The organism is Pandoraea soli (genome assembly GCF_902459595.1).
Classification (GTDB): domain Bacteria; phylum Pseudomonadota; class Gammaproteobacteria; order Burkholderiales; family Burkholderiaceae; genus Pandoraea; species Pandoraea cepalis.
Genome location: NZ_CABPSG010000005.1, coordinates 174,261 through 191,632 on the forward strand (window position 1 = coordinate 174,261; position 17,372 = coordinate 191,632).

The 17,372-nt window shown below is 64.3% G+C and carries 14 protein-coding genes; 7 read left to right on the forward strand and 7 right to left on the reverse strand.

Annotated features, from left to right (window positions below; all coding sequences use genetic code 11):
- The first annotated feature begins 145 nt into the window (after positions 1-145).
- A complete protein-coding gene (locus tag PSO31014_RS11110) occupies positions 146-1,345 on the forward strand; it encodes an amino acid aminotransferase (RefSeq protein WP_150551674.1) in 1,200 nt (399 codons plus the stop codon).
- Between the two features lie 120 nt (positions 1,346-1,465).
- Here PSO31014_RS11110 and PSO31014_RS11115 read toward each other — a convergent pair whose 3' ends face one another.
- The 4 genes from PSO31014_RS11115 to PSO31014_RS11130 all read right to left on the reverse strand — a co-directional run bounded on the left by PSO31014_RS11115 (position 1,466) and on the right by PSO31014_RS11130 (position 5,891).
- Positions 1,466-2,356, reverse strand: coding sequence for an MBL fold metallo-hydrolase (locus tag PSO31014_RS11115; protein ID WP_150551675.1), 891 nt, complete (start codon positions 2,354-2,356; stop codon positions 1,466-1,468).
- Between the two features lie 45 nt (positions 2,357-2,401).
- The gene (locus PSO31014_RS11120) at positions 2,402-3,760 is read right to left on the reverse strand and encodes an MFS transporter (RefSeq protein WP_150551676.1); all 1,359 of its coding nucleotides are present in this window, start codon (positions 3,758-3,760) and stop codon (positions 2,402-2,404) included.
- A gap of 64 nt (positions 3,761-3,824) precedes the next feature.
- Positions 3,825-4,841, reverse strand: coding sequence for a succinylglutamate desuccinylase/aspartoacylase family protein (locus tag PSO31014_RS11125; RefSeq protein WP_150551677.1), 1,017 nt, complete (start codon positions 4,839-4,841; stop codon positions 3,825-3,827).
- Between the two features lie 156 nt (positions 4,842-4,997).
- On the reverse strand, positions 4,998-5,891 hold the full coding sequence (locus PSO31014_RS11130; protein ID WP_150551678.1) for a LysR family transcriptional regulator: 894 nt from the start codon (positions 5,889-5,891) through the stop codon (positions 4,998-5,000).
- Positions 5,892-6,074: 183 nt separating this feature from the next.
- Between PSO31014_RS11130 and PSO31014_RS11135 the strand changes: the two genes are divergently transcribed.
- Positions 6,075-6,806 carry a glutathione binding-like protein gene (locus PSO31014_RS11135; protein ID WP_150551679.1) on the forward strand — a complete coding sequence of 244 codons (732 nt, stop codon included), beginning with the start codon at positions 6,075-6,077 and terminating at the stop codon, positions 6,804-6,806.
- 126 nt (positions 6,807-6,932) lie between these two features.
- On the opposite strand, the gene PSO31014_RS11140 is transcribed toward PSO31014_RS11135, so the two are convergent.
- Together PSO31014_RS11140 and PSO31014_RS11145 are read right to left on the reverse strand one after the other, a co-directional pair.
- Positions 6,933-9,497: a penicillin-binding protein 1A gene (locus PSO31014_RS11140; protein ID WP_425494869.1), complete on the reverse strand. Its 2,565-nt coding sequence runs from the start codon at positions 9,495-9,497 to the stop codon at positions 6,933-6,935.
- A 61-nt stretch (positions 9,498-9,558) separates the two neighbouring features.
- Positions 9,559-10,275: a FadR/GntR family transcriptional regulator gene (locus PSO31014_RS11145; protein ID WP_150551680.1), complete on the reverse strand. Its 717-nt coding sequence runs from the start codon at positions 10,273-10,275 to the stop codon at positions 9,559-9,561.
- A 323-nt stretch (positions 10,276-10,598) separates the two neighbouring features.
- On the opposite strand from PSO31014_RS11145, the gene PSO31014_RS11150 reads away from it, so the two are divergent.
- The 5 genes from PSO31014_RS11150 to PSO31014_RS11170 all read left to right on the forward strand — a co-directional run bounded on the left by PSO31014_RS11150 (position 10,599) and on the right by PSO31014_RS11170 (position 16,047).
- Complete coding sequence (locus tag PSO31014_RS11150; protein ID WP_150551681.1) at positions 10,599-12,305, forward strand: lactate permease LctP family transporter; 1,707 nt, start codon at positions 10,599-10,601, stop codon at positions 12,303-12,305.
- 79 nt (positions 12,306-12,384) lie between these two features.
- Positions 12,385-13,167, forward strand: coding sequence for a (Fe-S)-binding protein (locus PSO31014_RS11155; protein WP_150551682.1), 783 nt, complete (start codon positions 12,385-12,387; stop codon positions 13,165-13,167).
- The gene (locus tag PSO31014_RS11160) at positions 13,164-14,573 is read left to right on the forward strand and encodes a lactate utilization protein B (RefSeq protein ID WP_150551683.1); all 1,410 of its coding nucleotides are present in this window, start codon (positions 13,164-13,166) and stop codon (positions 14,571-14,573) included. Before PSO31014_RS11155 ends, PSO31014_RS11160 begins: the two co-directional genes overlap by 4 nt.
- On the forward strand, positions 14,570-15,199 hold the full coding sequence (locus tag PSO31014_RS11165; protein ID WP_150551684.1) for a LutC/YkgG family protein: 630 nt from the start codon (positions 14,570-14,572) through the stop codon (positions 15,197-15,199). The genes PSO31014_RS11160 and PSO31014_RS11165 overlap by 4 nt, the downstream gene beginning before the upstream one ends.
- Positions 15,200-15,339: 140 nt before the next feature.
- Positions 15,340-16,047 carry an OmpW/AlkL family protein gene (locus PSO31014_RS11170; protein ID WP_150551685.1) on the forward strand — a complete coding sequence of 236 codons (708 nt, stop codon included), beginning with the start codon at positions 15,340-15,342 and terminating at the stop codon, positions 16,045-16,047.
- Positions 16,048-16,223: 176 nt separating this feature from the next.
- Here PSO31014_RS11170 and PSO31014_RS11175 read toward each other — a convergent pair whose 3' ends face one another.
- Complete coding sequence (locus PSO31014_RS11175; protein ID WP_150551686.1) at positions 16,224-16,796, reverse strand: cytochrome b; 573 nt, start codon at positions 16,794-16,796, stop codon at positions 16,224-16,226.
- Between the last annotated feature and the right edge of the window lie 576 nt (positions 16,797-17,372).

The following is a 17,372-nucleotide window of genomic DNA, read 5'->3' on the forward strand; positions in this document are numbered from 1 at the left end:
CCAACCGCTCGAGGGGCATACCCGACGATACCTCACTAGCGGTATCATCAACTGTTTGGCGCCGTCCGGGCCGCCGGAACCGACAGACGGTCCGGCGGCCCCGAGCCCGCGCTCCACCGACTCTCTCGTATTTCCAGGAACCGCCATGTTCGAACATATCGATGCCTATCCCGGTGACCCGATCCTCTCGCTCAACGAGAATTTCGCCAAGGATCCCCGTACCAACAAGGTCAACCTGAGCATCGGCATCTACTACGACGACGATGGTCGCCTTCCGGTCATGCAGGCTGTGCGAGAGGCCGAAGCGCAGTTGCTCGGCGAAGTCGGTCCGAAGCCGTACCTGCCGATGGCGGGGCTCGCCACCTATCGCGACGCCGTGCAAGCGCTCGTGTTCGGCGACGACTCGCCGGCGCGCGCCGACGGTCGCATCGCTACGGTGCAGACGCTCGGCGGCTCGGGCGCGCTCAAGGTGGGCGCCGATTTCATCAAGCGTTACTTCCCCGGCGCGCAGGTGTGGGTGAGCGATCCCACGTGGGACAACCATCGCTTCATCTTCGAGCGTGCCGGTTTCACCGTGAATACGTATCCGTATTACGACGAAGCGACCGGCGGCCTGCGTTTCGACGCGATGGTCGACGCCATCGACAAGCTGCCCGCGCGTAGCGTGGTGCTGCTGCACGCGTGCTGTCACAACCCGACCGGCGTCGATCTGAACGACGCGCAGTGGGTGCAGTTGATCGACGTGCTCAAGAAGCGCGAGTTGTTGCCCTTCGTCGATATGGCGTATCAAGGCTTCGGCTCGGGTCTGGACGCCGACGCGTTCGTGATTCGCGAACTGGCGCGTCAGGGTGTGCCGGCCTTCGTCGCCAACTCGTTCTCGAAGAACTTCTCGTTGTACGGCGAGCGTTGCGGCGGCCTGTCGGTCATTTGCGAGTCGGCGGAAGCAGCGGATCGCGTGCTCGGCCAGCTCACGAGCGCGGTGCGTTCGAACTACAGCAACCCGCCGACGCACGGCGCGAAGATCGTGGCCAAGGTGTTGAGCACGCAGGCACTTCGCAAGTCGTGGGAAGCCGAACTCATGGCCATGTGCCAGCGCATCACGCGCATGCGCGGCGCGATTCACGACGGCCTGCGCGGGCATGTCCCCGAGACGATGCTCTCGCGCTACCTCGAGCAGCGCGGCATGTTCACGTACACGGGGCTGTCGGCGACGCAGGTCGATGTGCTGCGTGACACCTACGGCGTCTATCTGATCCGCTCGGGCCGCATGTGTGTGGCAGGCCTCAACGAGAAGAACGTGGCGGTGGTGGCAGACAGCATTGCCAAGGTGCTCAGCCACGGCTAAGCGGCGCTCGATACGGGAAGCCCCACGAAAAAGGGACGGCGCGCGCCGTCCCTTTTTTTCATTTCAGTGCGGCGTGCTTGACGAGCCGAGCCGCACGGGACGCTTGTCCGTCGTCCTTCGTCATCTGCGTTCCGAGGCGAGGTACTGCCACGACAGCCCTGCCCCATCGCGCACGACCTTGCCCGCCGAGCCCTCGGGAAAGTGGGCTGGGAACACCGTGGTTCCGGCGTCGACCGCCAGATCGAGCAGCCCGCGGCGAGACTCGCCGGCCTGAACCGCATCAAGACAGAACGCCGAACACCACTCGGGACGATAGACCTGCACGGGGCTGTGCATGACATCGCCGGAAAACAACGCGGTCTCCCCCCGAGACGCGATCGAGATGGCCATGTGCCCGGCGCTGTGGCCTGGCGTCGGCAGGAAGCGAATGCCGTCGAGTACCTGCTCACCGCCGTCGGGCACTTCATGCACAAGACCAGCATCGAGCAGCGGCAACACGCTGTCTTCGAACACCATTCGGCGTGCGGCACCCGGGCCCGTGTCAAAGAACTCGCGCTCGCGCCGGGCGAAGACATATGTGGCGTTGGGAAAGACCGGCACCCAGCGCTCTCCTTCGCGAAAGGTGTTCCAGCCAACGTGATCGACATGGAGGTGCGTATTGAACACGTAGTCGACCCGTTGGCGATCAAACCCCGCTGCGCTCAAGCGCGCCAGCACCGGGTTGGACAAGCGGTCGAACAACGGACTGAAGGGGCGCGTCTTGTCATTGCCGATGCCGGTGTCGACGACGATCGTCAAACCGTCGAACTCCACGATCCAGAGATGCGTTTGCAATGCGACGAGTCCATTCGAGCGATCGAACGAGGCCGACGAAAGCCTTGTCGCCAGATCGGCCCCGGCCTCGGCTTCCCAATCGGGAAACAGTCGCGGCGCTGGCAACGCAAACGCGGTCTCGAAGATGCCCGTGATTCGGGCGGATCCCACATGAAAGACCGGTAAAGACGACGTCATGATCGAACTCCAGAACATTAAGCAACGCATGCAGGCACGGATGCATCACTCGCTACCGGATGCCAATGGCATCGCTGCGCGGCGCGTGGCAAGCGCGTAGCAAAGGAAGCTGGCAATCGCCGCGACCGTCCCCACCAGCGCAAGCGCCGTGCCCAGACTACTCGCCGTTCTTCCAAGGTGCTCGTTGATCGCGCCAACCGCAAACGGCCCCACACTGCCGCTGATGGCATTCGTCATGAAGACGAGCAGTGCGATCGCCCGACCGCGCATACGGTTCGGCAGCGCGATCTGAAGCGGAACGGGCGCGAGCGCCATGGCGATGCTTGCAGCGAAGGCGCATACGCCATACAGGACCACCGCCGCTACACTATGACTCATCAGCGGCATTGCAAACGCGGCAGGGATCAGGATGGCCGCACCGCCGGTGGACAGACCCAGTACCCGGCGCAGCGCACTGCGATCCGTCGCACGCGCGGCGAGCAGGCCCGCACACAACACACCGAGCACGCCCCCCAGCATATACGCGGGCGCTGCAAGTTCGCCGACCGTACGGGCGTCGAGCTGAAACTTGCGCATGAGCAGCGACGGAAACCAGGCGGCATGGGCGTAGAAGAGCGTGATCAGCGCCACATACGCCGCGAAGTACGGTAGGCAGAAGCGATTCCTGACGAAGAGTTCGCGCATCACTTCCCGCATCGACGGCAACTCGTCCTCGCTGCCGGCACCGGCACGTCCGAGGCCGCGGCGTGTGGGCTCACGCACCGTGAACAACACCAGTACGCTCAGCAGGAAACCCGGCAGACCGACGGCAACGAAAACCGACTGCCACGGCGTAAGCCCATGGGTCGCCAGCCAGGCGCTGGCGGTGTGATCGCTGCTCAGGGCGAACAGAAAGCCGCCGCCGAACAATGCCAGCCCGCCGCCGACGTACGGCCCCAACATGAAGATGCTGCTGGCGCGGGTGACCTTTCGCGGTGCGAAGAGATCACTGAAGATCGACAGCACGGCGGGGCTGAGTGCGGCTTCCGCCACGGCCGTCCCGGCGCGCGCGAACAACAACTCCGTGAAGTTGGTCGCAAACCCGCACAGCACGGTCGATGCCCCCCAGATGGCCACGCAGGCCGCGATCAGCTTCACGCGATTGGCGCGGTCGACCCAGCGGGCCACGAAGACCCCCGCCGTGGCATAGCACATGGTGAAGGATATCCCTTGCATCAGACCGATTTGCACGTCGGTGAGCCCATGCGTTTGCTTGATCGGCTGCACGAGAATGCTGACGACCTGACGGTCGAGATAAGAAAACGCAAAGCAAACGAAAAACAGCAGCACCACGTAACCGTAATAGCCGGCACATCCGTGTTGCTCATCTGCCGGCGTGGCAATGATGGCGGGTTGAGCGCTCATGAGAGTGTCCTGTTTGACATGCAATGTGTCGAGATGACGGAGGCGGGGATCGGCGCAGTACGCGTCAGTCCCAGTGACTGTCGCAGGCGAGCAATGCGATGCAGTCGCCCGGTTCCACCCGGGCGAACGTGCGCATGCACATCACCGTGCCGTCGCTGCGGAAGGCGATTTCGCTGGGTGCCTCCCACGGGGCGTGTGGATCGAACAGGCGCCCGGCCAGTTGCCCGTCGCGCACGTCGTCGCCCAGCCGGAACGCGGGCTCGAAGACTCCGCCCCGCGGCGCGTAGACGTAATGCCTGGGCCCGTGCACCGCCATGACGCGGGTGTCGTGCAACGGTGCTGGACCAGCCTCCGACGTGACGCCCAGCACGCGCAAAACACGTTGCAGACCGGCTTCGACGATGGCGAGGTTGGCCGCGTCGCAACCCGCGCCGCCACCAAATTCGCCGCAGAGAAATAGTTTGTCGTGGCGTTGCGCCGCGGCGCCGAAAGTGCGGTCTTCGCCGAGGAGATCCATGACCATCGTGTACGGGGCGCCGAAGGCGCGAACCAACTGCAGATAGCTTGCGCGGCGCGCGGCATCGACGGGCGGCGCGGCCAGCAAGGTCGGCGCGTGGTCGAACGATGCCCCGCCAGCGTGCAAGTCGATCACGACGTCGGCACGGGGGAGCAACTCGGTTTCCACGTAGTGCGCGATCATCTCGGTCGGCAGCCCATTGCGCGCGCCGGGAAACAGGCGGTTCAGGTTGCCCTTGTCGATGGGCGACGTGCGCGTGCCGTTCGCGAACGCAGGAAAGTTCAGCGCGGGAATCACGATCAGCCGGCCGCGAATCGACAGGGTGGGCAGACGCTGCAACAGCTTCATCAGGGCGATGGGACCTTCATATTCGTCGCCGTGATTGCCACCGGTCAGCAGCACCGTTGGGCCGGTGTCCGGGCCCGCGTTCAGCACGGCGACCGGAATCGGGACATGGCCGTAAGCGGATCGGTCGTGAGAGTAAGGCAAGCGCAGCGTGCCGGTCTGAAGACCGGTGCGCTCGTAGTCAATGTCGGAAGCAATCAGGGAAGCAGAGTTGTGCATGACGAGAGAGTGAAAAGCCAGGCGATGCCTTGGATGAATTCACTATCGCAGACGCAAAAATGCTTGACCAATGCCGTTCATTGCCCAGGGTGATGCCTCAAACGCATCGCCCGAAGCGGCGGCGGATGCCACGGCGTCCCATCGTGCGCCGGAACGTCAAGCGGCCTGTACGGCGGCCAACTGCTCGATGAACCGTTGCAGGGCGGGCTGTGGCGGATGCTGGGCCGAGTGGCAGAAGGCCAACGGCAATCGCACCGAGAGATCGCGGATGGCGGCGAAGCGCACGCGTGCCGGCGGCCGGTCGCGGTTCGCATCGTTGACGATCGCCAGCCCGACACCCGCAGACACCAGCGACAGGATCGCCGCCTCGGTCGACACTTCCTGACGGATGTCGAGCGTCAAGCCACGCTCGGCGCATGCGGCGATCAAACGATCGTAGTACGCGGGATAAACCGCGCGCGGAAACGCCACGAAGGGGTGCGCGCGAAGCGACGCGATGTCCACGTCGCCCTCGCGCCCCAACGGCCAGTCCGCCGGCACCGCGAGGACGACATCGTGTTCGAGCAGGGGCACCTCGGCGCATCCTTCGCGCAACGCGCCGAAACGATAACAAAACCCGCCGTCCAGCGTTCCGGCCGCGATGGCGTCGAGCTGCTCGGGCGTGTTCATCGGTATCAGTTCGAGCGCCACGTCTGGCGTGGCGCGCTGAAAGGCATTGAAGGCGGCGGGCACCAGACCGTCCCAGGAAGCGTTCTCGACAAAGCCGATGCGCAACCGGCCGGTGACGCCCGACGCGAGGCGCCGTGCGGTACGGTTCGCGCTTTCGACACGGGCGAGAATGTCACGGGCTTCAGCGAGATAGGCCGTTCCGGCAGCGGTCAGCACGAGGCCGCGCGCCGTGCGCGTGAAGAGCGCCGCCCCGATGGTCTCTTCGAGATCCCGGATCTGCCGGGAAACGGCCGGTTGCGTCACATGCAGAATTTCGGACGCCGCGCGCACGCTCAACTGCTCTGCCACCGCAATGAAATATCGAAGATGCCTGAGTTCCATGGTCCGGCCGAGGAAGGTGCTTCGTGTCTCGCCTGCGCAGACAGCCTCCGCGCGACGGGTCAAAGTGCGAGCAGTCTACCGGAAAAGCCCGACGCCACCGCGCCCGGCAAGCCTGGCGACTTGGCGGTATATTGGTCGTCCCGCGGCGCTGCGCGTCGCTCCAACACGAACGCATCGATCCTCATGTCCGATCTATCCGCCGATCTATCCGCCGATCTGTCCCAGTTTCCCATCACGCGCAAGTGGCCTGCCGCGCATCCCGAGCGTTTGCAACTGTATTCGCTGCCCACCCCCAACGGCGTGAAGGCCTCGATCATGCTCGAAGAAATCGGGCTGCCTTACGAAGTGCACCTGGTGAACTTCTCGACCGACGACCAACTCTCGCCCGCGTTTCTCACGCTCAACCCCAACAACAAGATTCCCGCAATCCTCGATCCCAATGGCCCCGACGGCAAGCCGATGCCGCTGTTCGAGTCGGGCGCGATTCTCTGGTATCTCGCCGAGAAGACCGGCAAGCTGCTGCCCGCCGATCCGGCCGCGCGTTACGAAACGCTGCAATGGGTGATGTTCCAGATGGGTGGCGTGGGGCCGATGTTCGGTCAGGTCGGCTTCTTCCACAAGTTCGCGGGCAAGGACTTCGAAGACAAGCGTCCGCGCGACCGGTACGTGAACGAAGCGAAGCGCCTGCTTGCCGTGCTCGACGCGCGTCTGGCGACACACCAGTGGATCATGGGCGACGAGTACACGATTGCCGATATCGCCACGTTCCCGTGGGTGAGAAACCTCGTCGGCTTCTACGAGGCGGGTGAGTTGGTCGGCTTCGACCAGTTCAAGCACGTACGACGCGCGCTCGACGCGTTCGTTGCGCGTCCGGCCGTGATGCGCGGGCTCGACATTCCGAAGCGCTCTGCCTGAGTGCGCGGATCAGGCCGGAACGTTGATGCGACGATCGGCCTGTGACCGCGAGCAGGGATGCGTTTAGTTGCGCTCACGCCGGACGTCGGACAAACGATCCGGCGGGCTCGCGGCGCCCCGCACGAATTACGGCGAGGCAGGCCCCGATGCGGCTGGCGTCGGGCGCGCTGGCGTGACGAACTGCGTCGCCGGCGACGGTAAGCCGCCCGCCGAGCCGGACGGCAGCGCCGCACCGCTCGACGACGCACCGCCCGGACCGTTCCACTCACCCGGCACGCCCGGAATCGTGGTGCCATGCGGCGTGCTCGCGGGCACACCTGACTCGGGCTGCGCCAGCACGGCCGACGCGACCGGCACCGGCAGCGGCCCGCTATCGCTCGCGGTGGCGGGCGTGGCGTCCGTCGTTGCCGGGACGGGCGCCGGCGCCACCGAACGCTTCACCGGCGCCTTCGGCTTGTGCTCCGGTTCGGGCGTCTTCGTGAACAGCCCCGTCACCCAATCCGAGACACGCGTCCACCCGTCGCTATACCAATGGTGGTTATCCGGCGCTTCGAACTTCGCATTCGCATCGATCACCTTCGAGCGCAAGGCTCGCGAGAACACATCGCCGACGATCGGCAACGCGCTGTGCGCGCCCTGCCCCCAGTAATCGCTGCGCAGCGTCACGCGACTGTCGTTGAAACCGACCCACGCCCCCGCCACCAACTGCGGCTGCATGAGGATGAACCAGCCGTCCGCGTTGTCTTGCGTCGTGCCGGTCTTGCCCGCGACATCGGCGCGAATGCCGAAGCGCGTGCGAATCGCAGTGCCCGTGCCTCGATTGATCACACCCCGCAGCGCGTCGAGCAGCGTGTAGTCGTCGTTCACGGAAAGCGCTCGCTCGGCGCGCACGGGTGAGAACGTGGCGAGCACGTCGCCGTCGCTGTTCGTGATCTCGGTGACCATCGTCGGCTCGCGATACTCGCCGCCATCCGCGATGGTGCCGTACGCGCTCACCATCTCCTTGAGTGAAACCGGGCTCGTACCGAGCGCCAGCGACGGCACCGGATCGAGCTTGCTCTCGCGCACGCCCATCGCCCGCGCCAGTCCGGCCACGCGCGACGGCCCCACGTCCTGCATCAGTTGTGCCGTGACAGTGTTGCGCGACTGCGCCAGCGCGTCGCGCAACGTCATGGGCTTGTTGGTCGGCGCGGTGTCGTCGCTCGGTCGCCAGATCTCGCCGCCCGCAAGCGGAATGTCGACGACCTGGTCGACGATGGTGTCGTCCGGCGTTCTGCCCTTGACGAACGCCGCGCCATACACGAAGGCCTTGAATGTCGACCCCGGCTGCCGCCGCGCCTGTTGAACGTGATCGAAGGGATCGGTCGTAAAGTCGCGGCTGCCGACCCATGCGCGAATTTCACCCGTGCGCGGATCGAGCGCCAGAAAGCCCGCTTGCACCCGGGTCTTCGTCGCGCGCAGATTCTGCATGAACGTCTTGTCGGCGAGCAGACGCTTCATCGCCGCTTCCGGCGCCTCTGCGCCCGCCACCGCGTTGCGATACTCCGGCGATTCGCGCACGAACGCGTGTACCAGCGCCGCGCTGTCGCGCCAGCCACCGCGTGCCGACCAGTTGGCGTCGGCAATGCCCTGCAATTGATTGGCCTGATGCGTGAGCGCCTGCGTGGCCATCGTCTGCAAGCGCGAGTCGATGGTCGTATGCACGACGAGGCCGTCGGAATAAATGTTGTAATCGTGACGATCGGCCCAGCCGATCAGCCACTTGCGCAATTGCTGGGCAAAATGCGGTGCGGGCCCGGGCTCCTCGGTCTGCCGTTCGAAGTTGATGCGCAGCGGGCGTTTCTGCAACGCGGGGAGCTTCGACGCATCGAGCCCTCCGAATTTGACCATCTGGGCGAGCACGGTATTGCGACGTTGCAGCGCACGTTCCGGGTTGATCACCGGGTTGTAATAACTATTGCCCTTGAGCATGCCGACAAGCGTGGCGGCTTCGAGCAAATCGAGCTGGTCGGCCGACTTGTCGAAGTACGTGCGCGCGGCCATCTCGATACCGTACGCGTTGTACAGGAACGGCACCGTGTTCAGGTATGTCTCGAGAATCTCGGGCTTCGTGTAAAGCGCTTCGATCTTGAGGGCGGTGATCGCTTCCTTGAGCTTGCGCGTGAGCGTGGGCGCACGGCCGATCTCGTCCGGATACAGATTGCGGGCGAGCTGCTGCGTGAGGGTCGAACCGCCCTGCCGGTCGCCGGAGAACGTGTGCAGCGCCGCCGACGCGGTGCGCTTCAGGTCGATGCCGTGATGCTCGTAAAAGCGGTGGTCTTCCGTGGCCACCAGCGCCTTGACGACGTTCGGCGACACGTCCTTCAACGGCACCCACTCACGGTTCGCCGGCCGGAATTCGGCAAGCAGCTTACCGTCGGCCGACAGCACCTGCGCCGGTCGGTCGATCCTGGCGCGCCGGATGTCGCGGATGCTCGGCGTGAATGGAATCAGGATCAACGTGTACGCGACAAGCAGGCACGGCAGCGCCGCGACGGCGATGAGCACGCCCCGGCGCGTGGGGTGACGCACGTGAAACCACGCACGGGCCGCATACGGCTGCAGGGGTTGCGCAAGACGCAGACCATGCCGGCCCGTCTGGGCGATGGCATGCAACAGCGACGAGAACAGCGACGAAATCAGGCGCTTCACGATGGGGGATGGCGTGGCAAAGTCCGCATCCTACCAAAACCGGCGGACAGGACCGGCGTCCTCAAGGCACGATCGGCACCGGCGAGTCCGGTTCGAGCTTGCGCCACACGAAGCCGATATGCTCGCGCATGATGCGGCGCGCCGCTTCGGGCTGGCGGGTACGGATGGCCTCCCACAGCGCAAGATGGTGCGCGAGGATGGTTTCCGACGCCTGCTCGCGCAGATCGAAAAGCCCCGAGTTGTTGAGTGAGATGTGCTCGTGGAGCATCTTGGTCACGCTGCCTTGCAGGTGTCGAAGCATGGCGTTGTGCGACGCGTTCGCGAGCGCCGTATGAAAATCGCCGTCCAGCCGCGACTCGCGCACCGTGTCGCCGCGCTCGTGCGCGTCGACCAGTCCATCGACCAGTTCGGACAGGCGCGCAAGATCTTCATTGGTCGCCCGCACGGCCGCCAGATAGGCGGTGGTGCCCTCCAGCATCAGGCGAAACTCGAGCATGTCCGGACGCAACTCCGGATGATCGCTCACGAGTTGACGCCACGGCGAAATCAACCCCGTTTGCAAACGATCCGAGACATAAACGCCCGACGCGGCGCGCGTCTTGAGCAGGCCGCGGGCAACGAGACGCTGAAGCGCGGCGCGCACCGTCGAGCGTGCCACGCCCAGCGATAGCGCCAGCGCACGCTCGGACGGAATGCGCTCGCCTGGCGCCCATACGCCTTCGATCAAACGGGTCTCGAGTTCGCGTGTGATGCGCTCGGTCAGAGTGGGACCGCTCACGGTGACGTCTCCTGCAATAGGTCGGATGCGTGCGTCGGCGGCGACGCGGTGCCCAAATTGCGACACTCGAGCACCTCGATGCCTGGGCGTGCGTGGTTGGCGCGTGTTTTGCCCGTGTCGCGATTTTGCCCTGTCGGCTCGCATTCACAGCAACTGGTACGACCAGTTTGCCCGAACGTTTCACGGGTGTCGATCATCGCGTCAGCCGGACGACACGTCCGTGCCAACCGTCGTGCCAACCGCCATTCAGACGCGGCCGCGCGCACGGCGACACCGCCTGACCAAGCCTTATAGCAATCGATCACCAAATCGAGGAGACGCAAGTGGAAGTGTGGGTACAGAACTACGTGCCGGGTGGCACGCTATGGATCGCGGCGCTCATGGCCGCGCTACCGATCGTCGTATTCTTTGTCGCCCTGGCGGGACTGCGCATGAAAGCGCATGTCGCGGGCGCCCTGACCGTTGGCATCGCACTGATCATCGCCGTCGCTTACTTCGGCATGCCGGCCAGGATGGCCGCCATGTCCGCCGTGTACGGCTTCGCTTATGGCCTGTGGCCCATCGCCTGGATCATCATCACCGCGGTCTTTCTTTATCGTGTGGTCGTCAAGACCGGACAGTTCGACATCATTCGCAGCTCGGTGGTCTCGCTGACCAACGACCAGCGGCTTCAGATGCTGCTGATCGGCTTCTCGTTCGGCGCGTTTCTCGAAGGCGCGGCGGGCTTCGGCGCGCCGGTCGCCATCACCGCCGCGCTGCTCGTCGGTCTCGGCTTCGAACCGCTGCGCGCCGCAGGCCTGTGCCTGATCGCCAACACCGCGCCGGTTGCCTTCGGTGCGATGGGCATTCCGATCATCGTGGCGGGTCAGGTGAGCGGCATCGACGCGTTCCATATCGGCGCGATGGCCGGACGCCAGTTGCCGTTGCTCTCCGCCTTCGTCCCGTTCTGGCTAGTGTTCATCATGGACGGCAAGCGCGGCGTCAAGGAAACGTGGCCTGCCGCGCTCGTGGCGGGGGGCAGCTTCGCCGTCGCGCAGTACTTTTCGTCGAACCACATCGGGCCGGAACTGCCGGACATCATCTCGTCGCTGTTCTCGCTCGTGTGCCTCGCCGGCTTCCTGAAGGTGTGGCAGCCGAAGACGTCTGCCGCGCGCGCGCATGCCGGTGTGTCGACGTCGGGTGGCAGCGCAGCATTGGGTGGGTTCGGTGGCTTTGGCGGCGGAACGGCGCACGGCGCAAAGGCGTCGCCCTACACCGCCGGACAGATCCTGCGTGCCTGGTCGCCGTTCCTGATCCTGACCGGCACGGTCACGATCTGGAGCCTGCCCGCCTTCAAGGCACTGTTCGCCGCGACAGGCCCGCTGGCGTGGAGCGTGCCGTCGCTGCACGTGACCGGGCTCGACCGCCTGGTGGCCAAGGCCGCGCCCATCGTCGCCAAGGCAACTCCGATGGACGCCATCTTCAAGTGGGATGCCCTCTCGGCGACGGGCACGGCGATCTTCATTGCGGCACTGCTCTCGATGGCCCTGCTGCGCATGAAGCCCGTCGACGGTGTAAAAAGCTTCTTCGAAACCGTCGCGGAGCTGAAGAAGCCCGTGCTGGCCATTGGTCTCGTGCTGGCGTTTGCATTCGTCATGAACTACTCGGGCATGTCGACGACGCTTGCGCTGTTGCTCGCGCACACGGGCGCGGCATTCCCATTCTTCTCGCCGCTGCTCGGTTGGCTGGGCGTGTTCCTGACCGGTTCCGATACGTCGTCCAACGCATTGTTCGCGGGCCTGCAAAGCACCACTGCGCAGCAGATCGGCGTGTCGAACACACTGCTCGTGGCTGCGAACACCACCGGCGGGGTGACCGCCAAGATGATTTCCCCGCAATCGATCGCGGTGGCTTGCGCGGCCACCGGCCTGATCGGCAAGGAAGCCGATCTATTCCGCTTCACCGTCTGGCACAGCCTGATGTTCGTCTTGCTCGCCGGTGTGATGACGCTGGTGCAGGCTTACTGGCTCACGGGGATGCTGGTGCATTGAGTCGGTCGTCGTTGTAGACACTCGCCGCCTCGCCGATCGTGCGCCGCGGCGAGTGTGTCGTCCCCTGTTGGAGAACCCCATGAAAGCGGCCTTGTTCGTTCCCTGTTTCATCGATGCCCTGTTTCCCGAAGTCGGCATCGCCACGCTGGAGTTGCTGGAGAAACTCGGCGTGAGCGTCGATTACCCGCGCCGCCAGACCTGTTGTGGGCAGCCGTTGGCCAACAACGGCTGCGAAGCCGACGCCGCCGGCGCGGAGTCGCTCTTCGTCGACAACTTCGCCGGTTACGACTACATCGTGGCGCCGTCGTCGAGTTGCGTGCATCACGTGCGCAAGCACCTGAGCGCAGCGGGCGAGTCGGAGCGCACGGCCGCCGTTCGCGCCAACACCTACGAACTCACCGAGTTTCTCCACGATGTGCTCAAGGTCCGCCACTTTCCCTGGGCCGAGTTTGCGTACACCGTTGGGCTGCACAACAGTTGCAGCGCCGTTCGCCACCTGCATGCGGCGTCTGCCAGCGAGATTCCCGGCGAGCCGTGGTCGAAGGCCCGCACGCTGCTCGACGGCGTGCGCGGCATCCGCTTCGCCGCGCCGCGTCGCCCCGACGAATGCTGCGGCTTCGGCGGCACGTTCTCCGTGTCGGAGCAGGCCGTCTCCGTCAAGATGGGGCAGGACAAGGTGCATGACCACCTCGACGCGGGCGCGCAGTTCATCGTCTCCGCCGACATGTCTTGCCTGATGCATCAGAAAGGATGCGCGGCACGCGCGCAGACACCGATGCGCTTTCTGCATATCGCTCAAGTCCTCAATGGCGTTGACCTCGACACCCTCGCGCCGGCGGCGCATGCGCAGGTGACGGCATGAGCCGGGCCGAGCGCGTGAATCACGCCAAGCAGGCCGAGGCATTTCTCGCGAAAACCGCGCACGTGGCGTTTCACGACAAGCGCCTGTGGGATCTGCGCATGAAGCGCGACGCGCAAGCCGCCTCCATCGGCGAGTGGGAAACGCTGCGCACGCTCGCGTCGCAGATCAAGGAACACACGCTCTCGCGATTGGGAGACTACCTCGACCAATTCTCGACACAAGCCGAAGCCAATGGCGTGAAGGTGCATTGGGCGCTCGACGCCGCTGCGCACAATGCCATCGTCCACGGCATTCTCGCGGCGCATGGCGTCAAGACACTCGTCAAGAGCAAATCGATGCTCACGGACGAATGCGAATTGCGCGAGTATCTCGAACCGCGCGGCATCGATGTCATGGAAACCGATCTTGGCGAGCGCATTCAGCAGCTCGACAAGCAGCCACCCTCGCATGTGGTCGTGCCGGCGGTGCACAAGCTGCGGGGCGACGTCGCAAAGCTGTTCGGCCGCACGCTCGGCACCGACCCCGACAACGACGATGTGCACTATCTGGCCGAGAGTCAGCGTCAAACCACGCGTCCGGCGTTTCTCGAGGCGGGCGCGGGCATGACCGGCTGCAACTTCGCCGTCGCGGAAACGGGCACGGTCGTGGTGTGCACCAACGAAGGCAATGCCGATCTGTCGGCCAACGTACCGCCGGTGCACATCGTGTCCATCGGCATCGAAAAGCTGATTCCGCGCACGGCCGACCTCGGCGTGTTCATCCGCTTGTTGTCGCGCAGCGCCCTGGGGTCGCCCATCACCCAATACACGTCGCACTTTCGCGCGCCGCGTCCGGGTACGGAGATGCATTACGTCATCGTCGACAACGGCCGCTCGGCGCGTCTCGCGATGGACGACTTCTGGTACTCGCTCAAATGCATTCGCTGCGGGGCCTGCATGAATACGTGTCCGGTCTACCGACGCAGCAGCGGCTTGTCGTATGGCAGCACTTACGCAGGGCCGATCGGCGCCATTCTCAATCCCGCCTCTGACCTGAAGCGTTACAGCGCGCTACCGTTCGCGTCAACGATGAATGGCAGTTGCACCAACGTCTGCCCGGTGCGCATCAATATTCATGAGCAGTTGTACAAGTGGCGGCAGATCGTGGCGGAGGAAGGTGAGTTGCCCCGCGTCAAACGCAGCCTGATCAAGGTCGCTGGCAAGCTGCTCGCCAATCCGGTGCTGTATCGCACATCGATCAAATCGATGAACGTCGCCCTGCACCGTCTGCCGAACCTGGTGCTCTACAACCCCCTCAACACGTGGGGCAAGGGGCGCGATCTGCCCGACGCGCCCACGCAGACCTTCCGCGATTGGTACGACGCCAATCGAACAGCGCGCGACGCGACAAGCAAGGAGACGCCATGAGCACGTCCCGCAATGAATTTCTCGTACGCGTGCGCGCCGCGCAGCGCGTGTCGCTGCGTGATGACGAACGGACTGCCGACGGGGCGTACGAACCGTTTCCCTTGCCCGTGCTGCCGGCCTTCGAGACACCCGAGGGCGACCGGTGCGAGCGCTTCGGCCTCAACCTCATTACGATGGGCGGACAACTCGCGACGCTCGACCACGCGCGTGAACTGCCCGCGTGGCTTGTCGAACGGTTCCCCGGCGTGACGCCCGTCACCGCAACAGCGGAGGCCGCCTCGGCGGCACCGCTCGACGTCGCGCGCGCGCCGGCATCGCTGCATGACGTTGACGTCGCCATCGTGCGGGCGCGCTTCGGCGTCGCGGAGACCGGCTCCGTCTGGCTCTCCGAGCAGGAGTACGGAGTGAACGCGCTCGGCTATCTCGTGCAGCATCTCGTGGTGCTGCTCGACCCACGCGACATTGTCGATGGCTTGCAAGACATCTATCGACTGCCCGACTTCGCGTCGGCGCGTTACGCGGTCCTCGTCACCGGACCGTCCGCAACAGCCGATATCGAAGGCGTGCTGATTCAAGGCGCCCAGGGCGTGCGTTCCCTCACGGTCGTGTTGCTGCCTCGCCACTGATTGCGTCCCAACGCGGCTCGGCGCCGCGACGCTTTGTCGCACGGCGCCCTTGCGTTTTCCCGCACTTGACGCGCATCAAGTTCGCCACGCGAGGCGGCTTCTACCATCGGTCGGGCTCACTCACGACTATGGAAACCACCATGAAGCTCTCTCTTGGCGTTACGGCCATCGCCGCCGCATTCGTCAGCTATGCCGCCGTCTTCAGCCCATTCGCGGCGGCACAGGCAACGTCACAAACGACCGACAACGCCCCGGTCGAGTCAGCCAAACGCTTCGGCTTCATCAAGGACAGCTCGCAAGGGATTTACGCCGGCGACATCCTCGCACGTGTTCGCGTCATTGGTATTTTGCCGGACTCGCATGCAAGCGGCAGCGTGTTGCCAACTCTGGGGGTGAGCGTGAACAACGCCATCGTGCCGGAGCTGGATTTCAGCTACATGATTCTCGATAACGTTGGTGTTGAACTGATTCTTGGCATGTCACGTCATCAACTGACGTCCAGCATCGGGAACCTCGGCAGTCTGAACGTATTGCCACCGACGCTGCTGCTTCAATACCACTTCAATCACGCGGGCAAGGTACGTCCGTATGTCGGTGCAGGCGTCAACTACTCGCGCTTCTGGAACAGCAACCTGCAGGCGGGCGGCACGCCGATCTCGATCACGAACCACAGCTTCGGTCCGGCACTGCAAGCCGGTGTGGACGTTCAAATGACCAAGCATCTGTTCGTCAACATCGATGTCAAGAAGGTCTGGATGAAGACGGATACCTCGCTTGGCGGCACCGATCTGGGCACGCTCCACATCGATCCGTTGATCGTTGGCGTGGGGCTGGGCGTAACGTTCTGATACCCCTGCGGGCGCGCAAGAGAAACGTTCAGGCCATACGTCGAAACGCGAAAGCCGTTACAAACGGCCCGCGCGCTCGCCCTTGCCTTGCTGGGCAACACCGCACCCGCACACACACGGCGCCCGGGGAGGCGCCGCGCAATGTCCCCTCAGAGCGGGTGACGTAAAAATCCCTTTTAAAGCATGCGTCGCAACGTATCGTCGCGACGGAAGTAGTGGTGCCACAGCGCCGCCAGCGCATGGAAGCCGATCACCCAATAGAATGCGGTGCCGATCGTCTCGTGAATCTCCTTGATCGAGCGGCTCGTCTGTTCGTCTTTCGCAATGAACTGCGGCAGCGCAATATCCAGCCCTGGAATCGTGAGCGGATGCCCCTGCGCGTTGAGTATCAGATAGCCCAGGACCGGTTGCGCGAACATGAACAGATACAGCAGAAGGTGCGCGCCCGACGATCCGGCTCGCACCCACCACGCTTGCCCCGGCAGCGCGGCCGGCGCGCCCTTGATCATTCGCAACAGCAACCGCGGCACGGCCAGCACCAATACCCCGAGCGCGGCCCATTCGTGAATCGTCAGCGACATCGCACGCTGGGCGCTGCCTCTCGGCAAATAGCCCTTGATAATGACGGCGGCATAGGCGATCACGATCAGCAATGCGATGGCCCAGTGAAAAAAGACCGAGGGCGGCGCATAGCGCTCGCCGGGCAGGAGCGGCGAGCCGCGCGAACGGAGTTTGATCGTGTTATCCATTTGGGGACGCCTCAAAGTGGGAGGTGCCCCATTATCGCGTTCGTCACCCCGCAAGAAAAGGTCGTCAATTGTCACATTTGTTACCAACGTTCTTTCTGAATATTCGGAATCCTCCTTCCCATAGGCCGATCGACTATGCCGACAATACGTCTGAAGCGCGCCCCTAGTGATGTTCGCGCTCGTCTACGACGAACCTCCTTGGCCGACGCACCTCCGGTCGGCCTTTAAGCCCCGCTCGCGGGGCTTTCTTTTTTTCCGCCCCTCGTTCCGTCCGCACGTCTCCCATCGTTGCAGGTCCGACGCACACGACGGAAGCCATCACCGAGCCGTCTCGCCGCGGAGCAACATTCGCCATGTGCGTCGGTGAAATCAGCTTATCGCTGCAGTGCGGCGATAGGGTTGTGAACTATCCGAGAGAATGGATACACGAATGCGATGGCGGCAATTTCCGAACGGTGCTTCAGGCGAGTCCGAGTCAAACGATCGGACGACACCGCAAAGTGTTGCGTGAAGCCCTCACAGCACTGGTCATTGCTCGACTTGCAGGCCGATAATGGTGACCAAATCACGGAGGAA

What these genes read in the sequence shown, in the direction of transcription:
- PSO31014_RS11155 (WP_150551682.1), top strand. Translation starts at nt 12,385, where the DNA reads ATGAAAGCGGCCTTGTTCGTTCCCTGTTTCATCGATGCCCTGTTTCCC.
- PSO31014_RS11175 (WP_150551686.1), bottom strand. Translation starts at nt 16,796, where the DNA reads ATGGATAACACGATCAAACTCCGTTCGCGCGGCTCGCCGCTCCTGCCC.
- PSO31014_RS11135 (WP_150551679.1), top strand. Translation starts at nt 6,075, where the DNA reads ATGTCCGATCTATCCGCCGATCTATCCGCCGATCTGTCCCAGTTTCCC.
- PSO31014_RS11110 (WP_150551674.1), top strand. Translation starts at nt 146, where the DNA reads ATGTTCGAACATATCGATGCCTATCCCGGTGACCCGATCCTCTCGCTC.
- PSO31014_RS11125 (WP_150551677.1), bottom strand. Translation starts at nt 4,841, where the DNA reads ATGCACAACTCTGCTTCCCTGATTGCTTCCGACATTGACTACGAGCGC.
- PSO31014_RS11115 (WP_150551675.1), bottom strand. Translation starts at nt 2,356, where the DNA reads ATGACGTCGTCTTTACCGGTCTTTCATGTGGGATCCGCCCGAATCACG.
- PSO31014_RS11120 (WP_150551676.1), bottom strand. Translation starts at nt 3,760, where the DNA reads ATGAGCGCTCAACCCGCCATCATTGCCACGCCGGCAGATGAGCAACAC.
- PSO31014_RS11160 (WP_150551683.1), top strand. Translation starts at nt 13,164, where the DNA reads ATGAGCCGGGCCGAGCGCGTGAATCACGCCAAGCAGGCCGAGGCATTT.
- PSO31014_RS11130 (WP_150551678.1), bottom strand. Translation starts at nt 5,891, where the DNA reads ATGGAACTCAGGCATCTTCGATATTTCATTGCGGTGGCAGAGCAGTTG.
- PSO31014_RS11165 (WP_150551684.1), top strand. Translation starts at nt 14,570, where the DNA reads ATGAGCACGTCCCGCAATGAATTTCTCGTACGCGTGCGCGCCGCGCAG.
- PSO31014_RS11170 (WP_150551685.1), top strand. Translation starts at nt 15,340, where the DNA reads ATGAAGCTCTCTCTTGGCGTTACGGCCATCGCCGCCGCATTCGTCAGC.